At 63.4% G+C, this 15,251-nt stretch carries 15 protein-coding genes; 7 read left to right on the top strand and 8 right to left on the bottom strand.

The window, feature by feature from the left end:
- Positions 1-360 (top strand): hypothetical protein, encoded by a 360-nt coding sequence (locus tag A3E1_RS47590; protein ID WP_157631965.1) that lies wholly within the window; start codon positions 1-3, stop codon positions 358-360.
- On the opposite strand, the gene galK is transcribed toward A3E1_RS47590, so the two are convergent.
- Positions 250-1,317, bottom strand: coding sequence for a galactokinase (gene galK, locus A3E1_RS0136565; RefSeq protein ID WP_020525798.1), 1,068 nt, complete (start codon positions 1,315-1,317; stop codon positions 250-252). The genes A3E1_RS47590 and galK overlap by 111 nt on opposite strands.
- Positions 1,310-2,272: a UDP-glucose 4-epimerase GalE gene (gene galE, locus A3E1_RS0136560; protein WP_020525797.1), complete on the bottom strand. Its 963-nt coding sequence runs from the start codon at positions 2,270-2,272 to the stop codon at positions 1,310-1,312. Before galE ends, galK begins: the two co-directional genes overlap by 8 nt.
- 52 nt (positions 2,273-2,324) lie before the next feature.
- Here galE and A3E1_RS43995 point away from each other — a divergent pair, with 52 nt between their 5' ends.
- Both A3E1_RS43995 and A3E1_RS43990 read left to right on the top strand, forming a co-directional pair.
- Positions 2,325-3,176 carry a hemolysin family protein gene (locus A3E1_RS43995; protein ID WP_040393114.1) on the top strand — a complete coding sequence of 284 codons (852 nt, stop codon included), beginning with the start codon at positions 2,325-2,327 and terminating at the stop codon, positions 3,174-3,176.
- Positions 3,173-4,324 carry a glycosyltransferase family 87 protein gene (locus A3E1_RS43990; RefSeq protein ID WP_020525795.1) on the top strand — a complete coding sequence of 384 codons (1,152 nt, stop codon included), beginning with the start codon at positions 3,173-3,175 and terminating at the stop codon, positions 4,322-4,324. The genes A3E1_RS43995 and A3E1_RS43990 overlap by 4 nt, the downstream gene beginning before the upstream one ends.
- Here A3E1_RS43990 and A3E1_RS45795 read toward each other — a convergent pair.
- Positions 4,229-5,542 carry a SigE family RNA polymerase sigma factor gene (locus A3E1_RS45795; RefSeq protein ID WP_020525794.1) on the bottom strand — a complete coding sequence of 438 codons (1,314 nt, stop codon included), beginning with the start codon at positions 5,540-5,542 and terminating at the stop codon, positions 4,229-4,231. The two genes, A3E1_RS43990 and A3E1_RS45795, sit on opposite strands and share 96 nt — an antisense overlap.
- 58 nt (positions 5,543-5,600) lie before the next feature.
- Between A3E1_RS45795 and trpS the strand changes: the two genes are divergently transcribed.
- Both trpS and A3E1_RS0136535 read left to right on the top strand, forming a co-directional pair.
- Positions 5,601-6,605 carry a tryptophan--tRNA ligase gene (gene trpS, locus A3E1_RS0136540; protein WP_026209192.1) on the top strand — a complete coding sequence of 335 codons (1,005 nt, stop codon included), beginning with the start codon at positions 5,601-5,603 and terminating at the stop codon, positions 6,603-6,605.
- Positions 6,606-6,616: 11 nt separating this feature from the next.
- Complete coding sequence (locus A3E1_RS0136535; protein WP_020525792.1) at positions 6,617-7,126, top strand: 2'-5' RNA ligase family protein; 510 nt, start codon at positions 6,617-6,619, stop codon at positions 7,124-7,126.
- Here A3E1_RS0136535 and A3E1_RS0136530 read toward each other — a convergent pair.
- Genes A3E1_RS0136530 through A3E1_RS0136510 form a run of 5 tightly spaced genes read right to left on the bottom strand, consistent with a single transcriptional unit; the run spans position 7,109 to position 12,312 of the window.
- Positions 7,109-7,543 (bottom strand): hypothetical protein, encoded by a 435-nt coding sequence (locus tag A3E1_RS0136530; protein WP_026209191.1) that lies wholly within the window; start codon positions 7,541-7,543, stop codon positions 7,109-7,111. The genes A3E1_RS0136535 and A3E1_RS0136530 overlap by 18 nt on opposite strands.
- Before the next feature lie 7 nt (positions 7,544-7,550).
- Positions 7,551-8,480 (bottom strand): YihY/virulence factor BrkB family protein, encoded by a 930-nt coding sequence (locus A3E1_RS0136525; protein ID WP_020525790.1) that lies wholly within the window; start codon positions 8,478-8,480, stop codon positions 7,551-7,553.
- Between the two features lie 7 nt (positions 8,481-8,487).
- Complete coding sequence (locus A3E1_RS0136520) at positions 8,488-9,942, bottom strand: glycoside hydrolase family 13 protein (RefSeq protein ID WP_020525789.1); 1,455 nt, start codon at positions 9,940-9,942, stop codon at positions 8,488-8,490.
- 4 nt (positions 9,943-9,946) lie between these two features.
- Positions 9,947-11,257 carry an alpha-amylase gene (locus A3E1_RS43980; RefSeq protein WP_040393023.1) on the bottom strand — a complete coding sequence of 437 codons (1,311 nt, stop codon included), beginning with the start codon at positions 11,255-11,257 and terminating at the stop codon, positions 9,947-9,949.
- A gap of 56 nt (positions 11,258-11,313) precedes the next feature.
- Entirely contained in the window at positions 11,314-12,312 is a 999-nt protein-coding gene (locus A3E1_RS0136510; RefSeq protein ID WP_020525787.1) for a LacI family DNA-binding transcriptional regulator, read from the bottom strand.
- A 131-nt stretch (positions 12,313-12,443) separates the two neighbouring features.
- On the opposite strand from A3E1_RS0136510, the gene A3E1_RS0136505 reads away from it, so the two are divergent.
- Positions 12,444-13,691 carry a sugar ABC transporter substrate-binding protein gene (locus tag A3E1_RS0136505; RefSeq protein WP_020525786.1) on the top strand — a complete coding sequence of 416 codons (1,248 nt, stop codon included), beginning with the start codon at positions 12,444-12,446 and terminating at the stop codon, positions 13,689-13,691.
- 64 nt (positions 13,692-13,755) lie between these two features.
- Positions 13,756-15,249, top strand: coding sequence for an ABC transporter permease subunit (locus A3E1_RS0136500; RefSeq protein WP_020525785.1), 1,494 nt, complete (start codon positions 13,756-13,758; stop codon positions 15,247-15,249).
- The last annotated feature ends 2 nt before the right edge of the window (positions 15,250-15,251 follow it).

Raw genomic sequence — 15,251 nt, 5'->3', positions numbered from 1 at the left:
ATGAGGTACGAGATTGTCTATCCAGAGGTCCTTAAGGACGACTACGACTTCTGGGAAGTGGAGCAGAAGGGCTGGATGGACGTCGACGTTGTCTACGGTGTCCGTCGGATTCAGGTGACGTTCTACGACATCAACAGGCTCACGCTGGAGGCCCGAAAGGCGTTGAGCAGCAACGGGTTCTTCGCGGAGAACCCGATCGTCGTCGTAGCGGCTGTGACGCGGGCAAACATCGAGGAAGCCGTGCGGCGGTTAGTGGACCGGGCCGGCGCCGGGGGAGGGGAGGGCGGTGAAGAACTCGGGCGCGGTAAAACCCTTGTCGGCGAAGGCTTTGCGGACCGCGGTCTCGACAGCCGGGAGTGAAGGGGAGTCTGCCAGCGCGATGACGCAGCCGCCGAAGCCGCCGCCGGTCATGCGGGCGCCGTAGGCGCCGGCGGATAGGGCGGCGTCAACTGCCGTGTCGAGTTCGGGGACGGTGACTTCGAAATCGTCGCGCAGGGAGACGTGTGAGGCGGTGAGGAGAGGGCCGATGTCGCGGACGCGGCCGGAGTGCAACAGGGACACCACGTCGAGTACGCGCTGATTTTCGGTGATCACGTGACGCGCACGGCGTACCCACAAAGGGTTGTCCAAAAGGGAAAGCTGACCGAGAGTCGCGTCGCGTAGGGCGGGCACTCCCAAGGCTTGCGCGGCACTTTCGCAGGCTGTGCGGCGAGCGGCGTATTCGCCGTCGACGTGCGAGTGCGGGGCGCGCGTGTCGATGACCAAGATGGCCAGTCCCGAGCCCGCGAGGTCGAACGGGATCTGTTCCATGGCAAGGGTTCGGCAGTCGAGGAACAGCGCGTGGCCTTCGGTGCAAAGCGTGGACGCGGCCTGGTCGAGGATGCCGCAAGGCACGCCAACATAAGCATTCTCAGCCCGCTGAGCCAAAAATGCCCGCTCCGGCAGCGGAATGTCAAGGCCGCCAAGTGAAACCAGAGCCGTGAGCACGGCACATTCGAGTGCCGCGCTAGAGGACAAACCGGCCCCGAGCGGAACGTCGGACGAAAGGTCAAGAACGGCACCAGGAACGGTGTAACCCGCGTCGCGTAAAGCCCACACGACACCGGCAACGTAAGCGGCCCAGCCGGTCACCGGCGTGGACAGGTCAAACGTGACGGTCTCGCCCCGGGACGTCACTGTCCACTCTGGACGGTCCAAAAGCGTTGCGGACACTACGGTGCGGTGCGGCAGAGCGAAAGGCAGCACGAAACCGTCGCAATAATCGGTGTGCTCGCCGATGAGGTTGACACGGCCGGGGGCGGCGAAGGTCTCAGCCATGGCGATAGAACTCCCAAGCGTCAGCGACGATTTCTTCGATGCCGGGTTTCGCGGGCACCCAGCCCAGTTCACGTTGTGCCAGAGCTGATGAGGTGTAGAGGGCGGCCGGGTCGCCCGCGCGGCGTGGCGCCATTTCGACGGGGATGGCGTGGCCGGTTACCTTGCGGACGGCCTCAACGACCTGACGGTTGGAAAACCCCGTGCCGTTGCCGAGGTTGTAAATCTTGTGTTCGCCGTTCCTGATGACGTTCAGGGCGAGCAGGTGTGCCTGGGCCAGATCGGCGACGTGGATGTAGTCGCGAATGCAAGTGCCATCAGGAGTGTCGTAATCGTCGCCGAACAGTTGCAGCTTCTCCCGCTTTCCAGCGGCCACTTCCAGGGCGATGGGAATGAGGTGCGTTTCCGGATCGTGGCGCTCACCGAGGCGCACGTCGCCGGCAAGGTAGGCCCCCGCGACGTTGAAGTAGCGCAGCGAAGCGGCGGCCAAGTCGTGCGCGTGCACCTCGGACGCGATGATCATGTCGGCGGCCAGTTTGGTGGCGCCGTAGGTGTTGACGGGCTTGGTGATGGATGTCTCGGTCAGTGGCAACTCCGACGGGTCGCCATAGGTGGCAGCCGTCGAGGAGAAGATGAGGTTGCGCACGCGGGCCACGCGCATGGCGTCGAGCAGGGCGAGCGTGCCGACCGTGTTGTTCTCCCAGTGCCACTCGGGATGGATCATCGACTCGCCCGCGGCGATGAGGCCGGCGAAATGCAGCACGGCGTCGAAAGAGTTGTCCAGCACCGTCGCCACGTCGTGGACGCGGGCCTGAACGAACCGCGCGGCCGAGGGGATCTGTGAAGCGTCATTGCGGGACAGGTCGTCCAGGACGACAACCTCGTGCCCGGCATCGAGGAGGAGTTGCGTCACCACTCCACCGACGTATCCGGCGCCGCCCGTCACCAGAAGCTTCATGCTCACCCTTTCAAACACGAACGAACAATTTCCAACACCGTATCATTTTGACGTGGCGCTTCCAAGACAACGCCTCGCCCGGTCGATCGTTCGAGCGGCCGACGGGCTCACCCGCTGGACCACTCGAGTGCTGGGGGCCGAGTCTACGGCGGGACGTGAACAGATTTCTGACGGTGAGCTGGGAAAACTCATCGCAGCGAACACAACCCTGGACCCCGACGAGCGCCAGATTATCGGCAAGGCCCTGGCCCGCTCACGTGCGGCGCTCCGAGAGGTCATGGTTCCGCGCACGGAAGTGTGGTTCCTCAAGCGCGAGATGTGCATTGAAGACGCCGTGCAGATCGCCCAGGAAGCGGGGCACACGCGGTTTCCCGTGACGGATGGCAGCGATGACGACGTCGTGGGGTTCGTTCACTTGCGCGATCTGATCTGGGAAACGGACCGCTCCAAGCCGGTCGCCCAGCTCGTGCGCGTCATCAAACGGCTGCCGGACAGCAAGCCCGTGCTCGCGGCACTTTCGGAAATGCGGCGCGAACGCCACACCGTCGCCGTGGTCATCGACGAATACGGTGGCACGGCTGGCATCGTCACGCTGGAAGACCTCATTGAGGAACTCGTCGGCGAGATCCACGACGAATACGACGAGACCGATCACCCTGCGCCGGTCGCGGGACCGTCTGAAGTCGACGGCATGCTCAACCTCGCCGATTTCGCCGAACGCACCGGACTCGCCCTGCCCGAGGGTCCATACGAGACCGTCGGAGGGTTCATCATGAGTGCCGTGGGAAAGATTCCGGTAACCGGGGATGTGGCGACCATCGATGGGTACACGCTCACGGTGGTGAAGACCGAAGGGCGGCGGGCCGCACGGGTGCGCGTGGCTCCGGTCCAGGAAGCCGAGTGAAAGCGGCGCCCTACCTCGCGGCGGTCTTCTCCTTCGCCGTGGGACTCTGGCAGAAATGGCCGTGCCACAGTGCCGGCTGGCCCTATCAGCGCGAGCTCATCTTTGGGCAGCGCTGTTACAGCGATTTGCCCGTGCTCTTCACCGATCGCGGGCTGGCTGAGGGTTTCTTTCCCTATGCCACAGAGCGATCTTTTGAGTACCCGGTAATCACTGGCTATGTCGCCGACTTGACCGCGCGTCTGTCGAGCACGCCGCAGCAATACTTCCTCATCAACGTCGCGTTCCTGTTGGTGTGCACGCTCGTGACGGTGTGGGCCACGGTTAAGTTCACGGGACGTATCGCCGCCGGTGTCATCGTTGGCCTATCACCCGCGCTCATGTTCACGGGCACCATCAACTGGGACATGCTGCCCGTGATGTTCGTGGCGCTGGCGATGCTGGCCTGGGCCCGGGAAAAGCCAGAGCTAGCAGGGCTTGCGGTCGGGCTCGGTGCCGCGGCGAAGTTGTACCCAGCGTTCCTGCTGTTGGCCTTTCTTCTGGTTTCCCGGCAGCGCTTCGTCATCGCGGCCTTCACTGCGATCATCAGCTGGCTCGCGGTGAACCTGCCGGTGATGGCGTTCTATCCCGATGGCTGGATGGAGTTCTGGCGGCTCAACTCCGACCGCCCGGCCGACTTCGGCTCGGTTTGGTATGCCTCGCAGCTGCTCGGGTATCCCGTGGACAACCTCAACGAAGTGGGCATCGTCCTGTTTGGACTGTCCCTGGCCGCTATCGCCCTGTTCGCGCCGCGGCGTATCGAGATCCTGATGCTGCTGACGATGACCGCGTTCCTTGTCACGAACAAGGTCTACTCACCGCAATACGTGTTGTGGCTGTTGCCCTTGGTCGTGGTCGCGGGCACGCCGCTATTCATGATCCTTATCTGGCAAGCCGCCGAGGTCGCCTATTGGTGGTCAGTGTGGGGTCACCTCGATGGCAGCCTGACTTATGAGGAGTACGGCACGTTCACCTTCGCCCGGGTGGCCGCACTCCTCGCGCTGTGTGCGGTCACGCTAGCGAATCGGCAGCTTGTGCCAGGTGAGCCCGTCCGCCGACAGCGCCGCGTAGACACTGAACAACCCGATCGCGACGTAGCCGCCGTTGCCTGACACGCGAAGCTCACTGACAAACGGAAGGTTTCCCTTGAGCTTCGTCCAATGCAGACCCCAGTCCTCACTGAGGTGCCAGCCGTTGTCGGACGCGACGAGTAGGCGGCCGTTATCCAGGATCGCCACATCGCCGCTGATCGCGATCGGGTTGAAGTCGCTGAACTTGCGGATTCCCGTCTTGTCAGCCATCCAGATCTCGCCACCGGTGAATATGTAGAGCGTCCCGAGCCACTCGGTCGCGGTAAAGCCCGTCGTGCCATAGCTCGTGGGATAGAAAAGCCCGTCGGCGTGCGTCAGGCCTTTCGTGCCCTGGGCCCACTGGTCATCCGCGCTGGCCCACACGACATCGCCGATGCTCGCCGGCCACGTGCGCCGGGCCGGCGGGTCGAAGTCGCCCTGCTCCCAGGTGCGTCCGCCGTCGAGGGAGCGTGCCTTGGTCCCGCTGCTCGTGGACAGCCAGCCGTCGCTTCCGCTGAACGTCATCTTCTTGATGTCACCGGGAAGCTCCTGCACGGCGGACAGTTCAGCATTGGTCAGCCCGATGACGTTGATCCCCTCCGCGCACTCGTAAACCGGTGGCAGCGCGGGGATCGGGCCGGCCGGGGGCTGCGGCGCGCGTACGAACGGGAAGAACCCGATCGCCACGGCACAGACAAAGGCCAGTGCGGCGGTCGCTTGCGTCACCTGCCGGCGGCTGCGAATCTTGCCAGCCCGCACACGGACTTGCGCCAGTGGTGGCGCCTCGACGTCGTCGAGCATTCCTTTAAGGGCGTCCCGTCCACGAGACAGCCGGGACTTCACGGTGCCCACCGGAACCTCCAGGATCGAGGCGACCTCGTCGACAGGGAGGTCAGCCAAGTAGTGCAGGACGATCACTTCGCGATAGGCCTGTGGAAGCGAGGACAGAGCTTCGCGCAGGTCGGTGCGGTCGGGTTCCGGCGCGTCGGCGACCAGCTTGGCCAGCGGCCGTTCCCGCAGCAGGATCGTGTTGAGGAGCTGCTTTCGCCGCCACCGCCGCCGCACGATGTTTATCGCGACGGTACGCAGCCAGGCTTCGGGGGCGTCGATGTCGGACAGGCCGCGGCGACGCGCCAGTGCCCGTGCGAAGGCCTCCTGCACAGCGTCTTGCGCCTCGGACAAGTCCGTGGTGAACGCGAAGACCTGTGCCACGAGCCGGCGGTAGCTGGCGTGGTAAAGACTCGATAGGTCGTCCTGCACGTCTTAGTGAGTCCCCTGGGGCGATGTGGGTTCCGTTAGAGGTGGGAGAATAACCGCTATGTCTTCACGAGTGCTCTCCGGAATTCAGCCGACCGCGGACTCCTATCACCTGGGCAACTTTTTGGGTGCGGTTCGTAACTGGGTGACGATGCAGGACACTCACGACGCTTTTTACTGTGTGGTGGATCTGCACGCGATCACGGCCGGGCATGAGCCCGCGCTGCTGCGTCAGCGCACCCGGGTCAGCGTCGCGCAGCTGCTCGCGGTCGGGCTCGACCCAGCGCGGTGCACGTTGTTCGTGCAGTCGCATGTGCCGGAGCACGCACAGCTTGGCTGGATCATGGGCTGCATCACCGGGTTTGGTGAGGCCAGCCGGATGACGCAGTTCAAGGACAAGTCGTCTAAGCAGGGCGCGGACCGGGCCAGCGTCGGGTTGTTCACCTACCCGATCTTGCAGGCGGCCGACATTCTGCTGTACCAGGCAGACGAGGTCCCGGTCGGTGAAGACCAGCGGCAGCATCTTGAGCTGACCCGCGACCTGGCTCAGCGGTTCAACACCCTGTTCGGCCAGACCTTTACGGTGCCCAAGCCGCACATCGTCAAAGAGACCGCCAAGATCCTCGACCTGCAGGACCCGACGGCGAAGATGTCGAAGTCGGCGTCCACTCCCAACGGCCTCATCGAGCTGCTTGAGCCCGCGTCCAAGGCGGCTAAGAAGATCAAGTCGGCTGTGACAGACACTGGTCGCGAGATCGTATTCGACGCGGAGAACAAGCCAGGCGTCAGCAATCTGCTCACGATCTACTCGGCTCTGACCGGCGAGCTGATCGTGGATCTCGAAGGCCGTTATGACGGCAAGGGCTACGGCGATCTGAAGAAAGACCTGGCTGACGTGGTGGTCGAGTTCATCACGCCGATCCAGGAGCGGACCAAGGAGTACCTTGATGACCCGGCACAACTGGACAAAGTGCTGGCGATAGGGGCCGAAAAGGCTCGTAGCGTGGCATCGCAGACGTTGGCTACGGCCTACGACCGCATTGGCTTTCTAAAACCTGCTTCGTAAAGGAGCCTTCTGTGGAACGCACGATCGGTGTCGCCATCGGCATCCCACAGCCCTGGGGTGCGGAACTCGACGCCTTCCGTGCGTCCACCGGTGATCCCGCCGGTCCCTTGATCCCGTCGCACATCACCTTGCTAGGGCCGACGGTGTGCTCGCACTCCGACGCCGAACTTGACGCTCACCTGCTGACGGTGGCGCGCGGTCACGAGCCCTATTCCATTCTGCTCAAGGGAACAGGCACATTCCGTCCAGTGAGCCAGGTCGTGTTCGTTTCCCTCGCGATAGGGATCAGCGAATGCGAGAAGCTCGCTGGAGCGGTCCGCAATGGACCGCTCCAGCGTGAGCTAGCGCATCCGTATCACCCGCACGTGACGGTGGCGCATGACGTGCCTGCCCCGGCCCTCGACGAGATCTTCAGCCGGCTCGCTGATTACGAGGCCCGCTTCGACGTGGACCACTTCACCCGCTACGAGCACGGAAGCGACGGCCGCTGGCGGCCAGTTCGCTCATACCCCTTGGGTTAGCCGGGCCGAAATCCGCGCGAACGCGGCTTTGATTTCCTCGGCTGACGGCGCGTGGGCCGGGCCGTGGTCATCGTCGTGATCGTGGTCGTGACCTTCGTGGTCTTCCCAGTCATAGTCGGTGTCCAGAGCGTCATCGGACTCCAGCGCGGCTTCTTCAGCCGCCTCACGCTGTGCCGTGCCGATCTGTTCCTTGATCTGATCCACCGACGTGGCCGGCAGCAGCGGTTCGACGACAGCCATCAGGTCGGCGTCGGCGACCACGTGCTGGGCCAGCGCTAGCGCGTGCGGGCGCTCATACGGGCCGCAGACCACCGGCTCCCAGTCTTCGTCCTCGTCAAGGGGGCCGAAAGTGATAATCCACGGAAGGTCGTGCTGCGGCGCGTCCGCCGCGAGCTCCATTGTGACTAGTGCACCCATCCGACCATCATGGCTTGTCGCCTTCAGGAAGCTCGTCTTCCCCCAACGTGTCGTGCTCGCGAGGCCGTCCCCAGGCGAGATCGAAGACGCGTCCATTTTGGGCAGTCGCCGCCCATGACGTGCCCCAAATGACGATCTGGTTGAAGGCGTAGAGGTAAACCAGGAGGCCAACGGTGGTGGTCACGATGGCGTAGGCCGGATTCTGGCTGCGCATCACGACGTAGTGGCTCAAAGCGTTGAGCAGCGTCAGTCCAATCGCGATTCCCACCATCGCTGGCAGCAGCCGTCGGACACCTAGATGCATCCTCGGCAGGAGCGTCAGCAAGCCAAACGCAATCACCACGTTTACGGCGAACGTGAGGGCGTAGGTGGCGCTTTGGAACGGGATGGTGCCGGTCTTCCCGTCGGCGATATATCTGAACAAGGCCTCCAAACCGCTGTTGACGCTGAGCGAGATGGTCATCATCAAACCAAAAACGATGAGGGTACCGAGATCCACGAGCCGTAGCAGAAGAAAGTTGCCTGGGTGCTGGTCGAGCCGCCAGATCGCACGCAGGGAGGAGCGCCACGCGTCCACCCACCCGACGCCCGCCAGCACTAGGCCCACGAGCCCGATCGGGCGCATCACGTTGACTTGGCCTTTAAGCTCGTCGATCGTCAAGTCGGTGAAGTAGTTGCCCAGGAACTCATCCACACTCTTGGCCAAGGTTTGGCTACCCGAGAAGACATCGATGACGATGGTGTAGACAACGACCGCCAAAGCAAAGGCCGCGAAGAAACCGTAGTACGCGATGGCGGCCGAGAGCCGGCCGCCGAGCACGTCGCTGTAGCGTTCCTTCGCGCGCCAGAAATGGTCAAAAAGCGATGACCGCTTGCGCGTCGAGTCGACGGTTTTGTCGTACCAGGACTCGATGCTCTCGAAGAACGTTTTGACCACGCATGGATTATGGGGCCAGCCACGCTGCGGTGGCGGGCGGGAGCGTCCTGTCAGTCCCCAGTGGCGCGCTTGAAATGAGGACTTCTCCGTCCAAAGGCACCAGACCGCCATCGACATTAATGATCACCTCGTGGCCGCCGCGACGGAACCGCAGGACACCCGGCTCCGCGTCGAGCCAGTGAAGATCGCCGCCGAGCCCTTTGCGCAGTTTCAGGGCTTCGCGATAGAAGTTCAGGGTTGACGACGGATCGTCTTCCTGGACTTGCGCGGTCATCGACGCCCAGTGCGCGGGCTGCGGCAGCCACGGATTGACCCACGCGTCGGGACCGTTGGCACTCCATGGCAGCGGAACGCGGCAGCCGTCGCGGCTTTCGCCCGTGCGCCGAAACGCTGGGTCTTCGCGTAACTCGTCTGGCAGGTCAAGGACTTCTTCCAGGCCTAGCTCCTCGCCGTTATAGAGGTAGGCACTTCCGGGTAGAGCCAGCATGAGCAACGTCGCCGCACGTGCCTTGGCCAAGGAGCCGTAGCGGGTGACGTGCCGGAACTTGTCGTGATTGGACAGCACCCAGGTGGTCGGCGCGCCAACGACCTCGGCCGCCGCCAGGGAACTGTCGATGACCTCACGGAACGAGGCCGCGTCGAACGAGGCCATCATGAAGTCGAAGTTGAAGGCCTGGTGCAGTTCGTCTGGGCCGATGTAGCGGGCTAGCCGTTGCGGTGACTCGACCCATGCTTCAGCGACGGCTATCGCGCCGTAACTGTCCAAAATGGGCCGCCACTCACGGTAGATCTCGTGCACGCCGTCCTGGTCGAAGTAGGGCAAGCGTTCCCGGCCGAGCAGCTCGACTTGACGGCCCTCACGATTGATCGAAGGCAGACCGTCCTCTTTGATCATGCCGTGCGCGACATCGATGCGGAAACCGTCGACACCACGGTCGAGCCAGAACCGCAAAATGTCGCGGAACTCCTCGCGCACCACGGGATTGGTCCAGTCCAGGTCGGGCTGTGTGGGGTCGAACAGGTGCAGGTACCAGGAGCCGTCCTCGACCTGTGTCCACGCGGGGCCGCCGAAGATGGACTGCCAGTCGTTGGGCTGATCGCGGAAGATGTACCGGTCGCGCAGGCCGGCCTTGAACCACGGGTGCTCACTGGACGTGTGGTTCGGCACGATGTCGACGATCACGCGAATGCCCAGGCCGTGCGCCTCTTTGATCATCATGTCGAAGTCGGTGAGGCTGCCGAAGCGCGGGTCGACGTCACGGTAGTCAGACACGTCGTAGCCGCCGTCGTTTAGCGGCGAGGTGAAGAACGGGCTCAGCCAGATGGCATCGACGCCGAGGCGATGCAGGTATCCAAGCTTGCTCCGCAGGCCGATCAGATCACCTGTGCCATCGCCGTTTCCGTCGGCGAAGCTGCGCGGGTAAACCTGATAGACCACGGCATTGCGCCACCAGTCGTCCATGTAACTACTCCTTGATTAGTGCGATGGCACCGGTAGCGGGGATAGTAAGGATCAGCTCGCCCGAGATCTGGTGCGTCTGACCGGTGATCACGTCTTTGAAGGTTCCGCTCAGTCCGGTTTGGACGGTTCGCTTGATGGGCTCTGCCGATCTGTTAACGGCGAAATAGCCTTTGCCCGCACGTGCGAAACCGAGGGCGGCATCCGTGGCCCACAGGTGTTGCACCTCGGCACCTTGGACCGCTTGGCGGAAGCGGACCATGCTGAGCACCGTGCGATGCTCGCAGACCCAGCCTTCGCCACAAACGACCTGTTTCGTGGTTCCGTCGCTGAGCGAGGGCGGACCGTCGTCGAAACCGTTGAAGGCGAAGGAACTCATCACCAGCGGCGTGCCGTAGGGGTGAGCGAGCATGAGCTGCACCGCGAGCGTGTGTTGCGCCTCGTCCTTATAGGACAACGTCGAGCTGCCGCGCTGCGTGTCGTGACTATCCACATAGGTCACTGCCTGGGGCAGCAGCGTCTGGAGGCGTGCGTCCAGCAAGCTCAGCGAGTCACCACGAAAATGCCGCGCGAGGATCTCGCCATAGCGGGGCTCCAGCGTGGTCCCAAAGTCTTGGTATTCCTCAGGTTTGATCGGTTCAGCCGCGCTGAACAGCACCTCGGAGTAGAGGTAAGCCGGTTTCGTAAGCTTGCCGAGGATCGCTCGCAGGTCGGCGGCGGCGATGTGCTTGGCGGCATCGATGCGGAAACCGTCAACGCCCAGTGCCAGCAGATCGTTCAGATATCCCGCGATGCGCGCTTGCACCGCCTCCTGCTCCGTCGCCAAATCCGCCAGCCCCACCAGCTGACAGTTCTGCACCTCGAAGCGGTCCTGATAGTTGCTAATGGACCGGCCGCATGAGTGAAAGTCGGCTGGGCCGTAGGGAACCTTGGGGAACGACTGGCCCATGCCTGCGGCCATGTGGTTGATGACAGCATCGGCGTAGACCTTGACGCCAGCCGCGTGACATTCAGACACCATGCTGGCGAAGGCTTGCCGCTCTCCTCGGCGAGACGTGAGCTGATAGCTGACCGGCTGATAGTCGGCATACCAAGGATGGCCCGGGAGCGCGCGGTGTTCTTGGGGTGGGGAGATCTGGACCGCGGCGACTCCGGCCGGGCCGAGCACCGTTGCGCACTCGCGGCCCACCGACTCCCAGGGCCACTGGAAGAGGTGGATGATTACCCCGTGATCCAGATCGCGCTCTCCCGGCGCTGGAGGCGTGCTGGAGCACGCCGTCAAGCACAGAAGGAGGAAAACAGCGAGCAACCGGGGCACCCATGAAGGATCACCCGCAAGCTCTGCAAGAGTCAAGCAGAAGTTTTCAGAAAGTTTCAGGACTTCAGCACGGCGGTGGAGCCGCGCACGACGAGTTCCGGGCGGAAGATGTACTCCGAATGGGGAGCGGGATGTCCCTTGATCTCGTCGACAAGTGCCCGAACGGCCGCCACCGCCATCGCCCGGACCGGTTGGCGCACCGTCGTGAGTGGAGGGTCGGTGAAGGCGATCAGCGGCGAGTCGTCGTAACCCACGATCGACACGTCCTCGGGCACCCGCAGACCTCGTTGCCGGGCCGCGCGAATGGCGCCCAGTGCCATCAGGTCAGAGCCGCAGACGAACCCGGTCACGCCACGGTCGAGCAGGCGTGATGCGGCCGCGTCGCCGCCTTCTACACCGAAGAGCGACAGCGAGATGATCTCTTCGAGGCCAAGGCGGGAGACCGCCGCGCGGTACCCCTCGATCTTGCGTTTGACCGGGAAGTAGCGATCCGGGCCGGTAATCAGGCCGATCTTGCGATGGCCCAGCGCGGCCAGGTGCGACACGGCGAGATCACCAGCGGTGCGGTCATCGCACGAGATAAACGGGGCTTCGATTCCCTCGGCATAGCCGTTGACCAGCACGATCGGCAGTGGCCGGGCGAGCAGCTTGCGGTAGCGCTCCGGGTCGCTCGTGGAGTCGGCGTGTAGCCCAGAGACGAAAACGATCCCGGAGACCTGCCGGTCGAGCAGCATCTCCACGTATTCGTCCTCGGTGACGCCACCGGGCGTCTGCGTGCAAAGAACCGGGGTGAAACCCTGCTGAGCGAGCGAGTTTTCGATGATCTGCGCGAAAGCCGGGAAGATCGGGTTGTCCAGCTCCGGCACGACGAGGCCGACGAGACCTGCACTGCGCTTGCGTAACCGGGCAGGCCTTTCATAGCCCAGCACATCGAGTGCCGTGAGCACCGCTTGCCGGGTTTCAGCGGACACCCCAGGGCGGTCATTTAGCACGCGGGACACGGTGGCCTCGCTGACCTCGGCCTGCTGGGCAATGTCGGACAATCGCGCTCGCATGGCGGCATGTTAACCGAAGATGACCGAGTTTGGTGATCCAGCGGTTGCAAGCTCTTCCAATCTCTGAAATCTCTTGCTAACGTTCGGCACCATCTTCCACAAACTTTCATTGCCAACGACAGGAGACTTTCATGCGCGCCATCCGCGTGTTGGGTGTCACCGCCGCGTTAGGCATGCTGCTTGGCGCAGCTGCCTGTGGTGGAGACCCAGCGCCTTCGACTCCCGCGAAGGACAAGGGCAACGGCAAGCTGGAGATCTGGGCCGACCCCAAGCGCACCGCCGCTCTCAAGCCTTTCGCCGACCAGTTCGGCAAGGAAAACGGCGTCACCGTGGAGATCAAGGAGATCGCTGAGAACCTGCAGCAGGTCTTCGTCACCGGTTCCCAGCAGGGCAGTGGACCCGACATCGTGATCGGTGCCCACGACTGGATCGGCAACCTGGTGCAAAACAGCGCCATCGACCCGGTCAACCTCACCGCCGCGCAGAAGAGCTCGTTTGAAGCAGCCGCTCTCAAGGCGGTGACCTTCAACGGCCAGGTGTATGGCGCGCCCTACGCGATGGAGAACATCGCCCTGTTCCGCAACACCGAACTGGTGCCAACCGCTCCGGCCACCATCGAGGATCTGGTCAAGGCGGGCACCGACCTCAAGACCGCTGGCAAAGTCTCCGAAATCATGTGTTTGCAGGTGGGTGCCGCAGGCGACGCGTACCACATCTATCCGATCTTCGCCTCCGCAGGCGGATCGCTGTTTGGCACCACGGCTTCTGGCGACCCCGACCCGAAGAACGTGACCGTGGGCTCGGCCGATTCGGTCAAGGCCTTCACGAAACTGAAGGAGCTGGGCGAGAAGGGCAGCGGCGCGCTGAAGACCTCGATCGGCAACGAGAACTCCATCTCGACCTTCGCGAGCAAGAAGTGCCCGTTCCTCATCTCCGGCCCGTGGGCGACCAAGGACGTCAAGACCGGTGGCGTGAAGTACGACATCAGCGCCGTTCCTGGCTTCGCCGGTGGCAAGAAGGCCACGCCTTTCCTTGGCGTGCAAGCGTTCTACGTGGCTTCCAAGGCCAAGAGCAAGGCTCTGGCGCAAGAGTTCGTGGCGAACTACGTGACCAACAAGGACGTCGCCAAGGCGCTCTACGACGCTGACCCCCGCCCGCCGGCGCTGACGGCCGCGATCGACGCCGTGAAGGGTGCCGACCCCGACCTGGTGAAGTTCCTCGCCGCTGGCAAGGATGGCTTCCCGATGCCCGCGATCCCCGAGATGTCGGCGATCTGGGGCCCATTCGGTAACGCTGAGGTCGCGGTAGTCAAGGGTGAGGACGCGGCGACGGCTGCCGCAGCCGCACAGACCGCGATTCTGGCCGCGCTCAAGAAGTAGTACCCCTCTCAGGCGGCCCCGCCACGTGCCGGCGGGGCCGCCATCTTCAACTGATCGGGATGCCATGTCTTTCTTGCTGTCGCGCGTCGCCACCCTGAGCATCACCGCGGCCATCCTGCTTTACGCGGTGCCTCCACTGCTGAAGGCCGAAGCCTGGGTGGCTCTTGCCATCCTGTGCGCCGCGGCGGCGGGGATTTGCTATCTCTATCTGTCCAAACGGCACGTTCCGGCGAAGTATCTCGTTCCGGGAACGGTCTTTTTGATCGTCTTCCAGCTGGTGCCGTTGCTGTACACGTTCAGCATCGCCTTCACCAATTACGGCGACGGGCACCGCGGGAGCAAGGAAGAAGCCGTCGCGGCCATCGAGCGCGAATCGCTCAAGGAGATCCCAGGATCGCCCGACTATGCGCTCACGATCGCCGCTAAGGGCGGTGACTTGGTCTTCCTGCTCGTTGACCGGGAAACGAAGGCCGTTCAAGCCGGCACTGCCGACGGTCTATCCAATGTGGAGGGTGCTGAAGTCAGCCTCACGGGCAAAATCCTTTCCGCTCCCGGGTACGAGATCCTGCCGGCCGGAGACCGCGACGCTGAAGTGCAGGCACTGGCCGTGCCGACCGCTCGCGGGGCGATCAAGTCCAGCGGACTGAGCCGGGCGATCGAGTTCGAGAAGACACGCGCCTATGCCGCCGACTGCGATTGCGTGCGCGGGGAAGGCAAAGAGTGGAAAGCCTCCAGCGAGACCGGCTATTTCGTTGACGCCCAGGGCAACAACCTCTTGCAAGGCTGGCAGGTCAACGTCGGCTGGTCGAACTTCGCCCGTGCGCTGACCGACCCCAACGTCAACGGTCACTTCTTCAATGTGCTGATCTGGAACTTCGTCTTCTCGATCGCCTCTGTCTTTGTCACCTTCGTCCTGGGCCTGTCCTGTGCGCTGGCGCTGCACTCGCCTCGCATGAAAGGCACGAAGATCTACCGGGCGCTGCTCGTGCTTCCGTATGCGATGCCGGCCTTCGCGCTCATGCTGGTGTGGCGGGATATGTTCAACAAGGACTTCGGGCTCATCAACCGTGTGCTCGGGCTCGACCACGACTGGATGGGCACGCCGGCCAGTGCCCGTCTCGCGCTCATTCTGGTGAACCTGTGGCTCGGCTATCCCTACATGTTCCTCGTCGCGACCGGTGCGCTGCAAGCGATTCCGCGTGAGCTGACAGAAGCGTCCGGAATAGACGGCGCCTCGGCGTGGCAAAGCTTCCGCCGGGTGACGCTGCCGCTGCTGCTCGTGGCGCTCACCCCGTTGCTGATCTCGTCGTTCGCCTTTAACTTCAACAACTTCAACCTGATCCGGTTCGTCACCAACGGCGGGCCTTACGCGGTCGACAACAATCTCGTGGGCAAGACCGACTTGCTCATCACCTATACCTATCGTCTCGCCTTCGAAGGCAGCGGCGGTCTGCTCGGATTCGCGGCGGCCTTGTCGACGTTCATCTTCATCATCGTCGCGGTGACATCGGCGATCGCGTTCCGCCGCACGCGGGCACAGGAAGAGGTCTACTCATGAGA

It is taken from the genome of Catelliglobosispora koreensis DSM 44566, assembly GCF_000379685.1.
In the GTDB taxonomy this organism is placed as follows: domain Bacteria; phylum Actinomycetota; class Actinomycetes; order Mycobacteriales; family Micromonosporaceae; genus Catelliglobosispora; species Catelliglobosispora koreensis.
The sequence above is the reverse complement of the archived record's forward strand: the minus strand, read 5'-3'. Positions and strand labels throughout refer to the sequence as shown.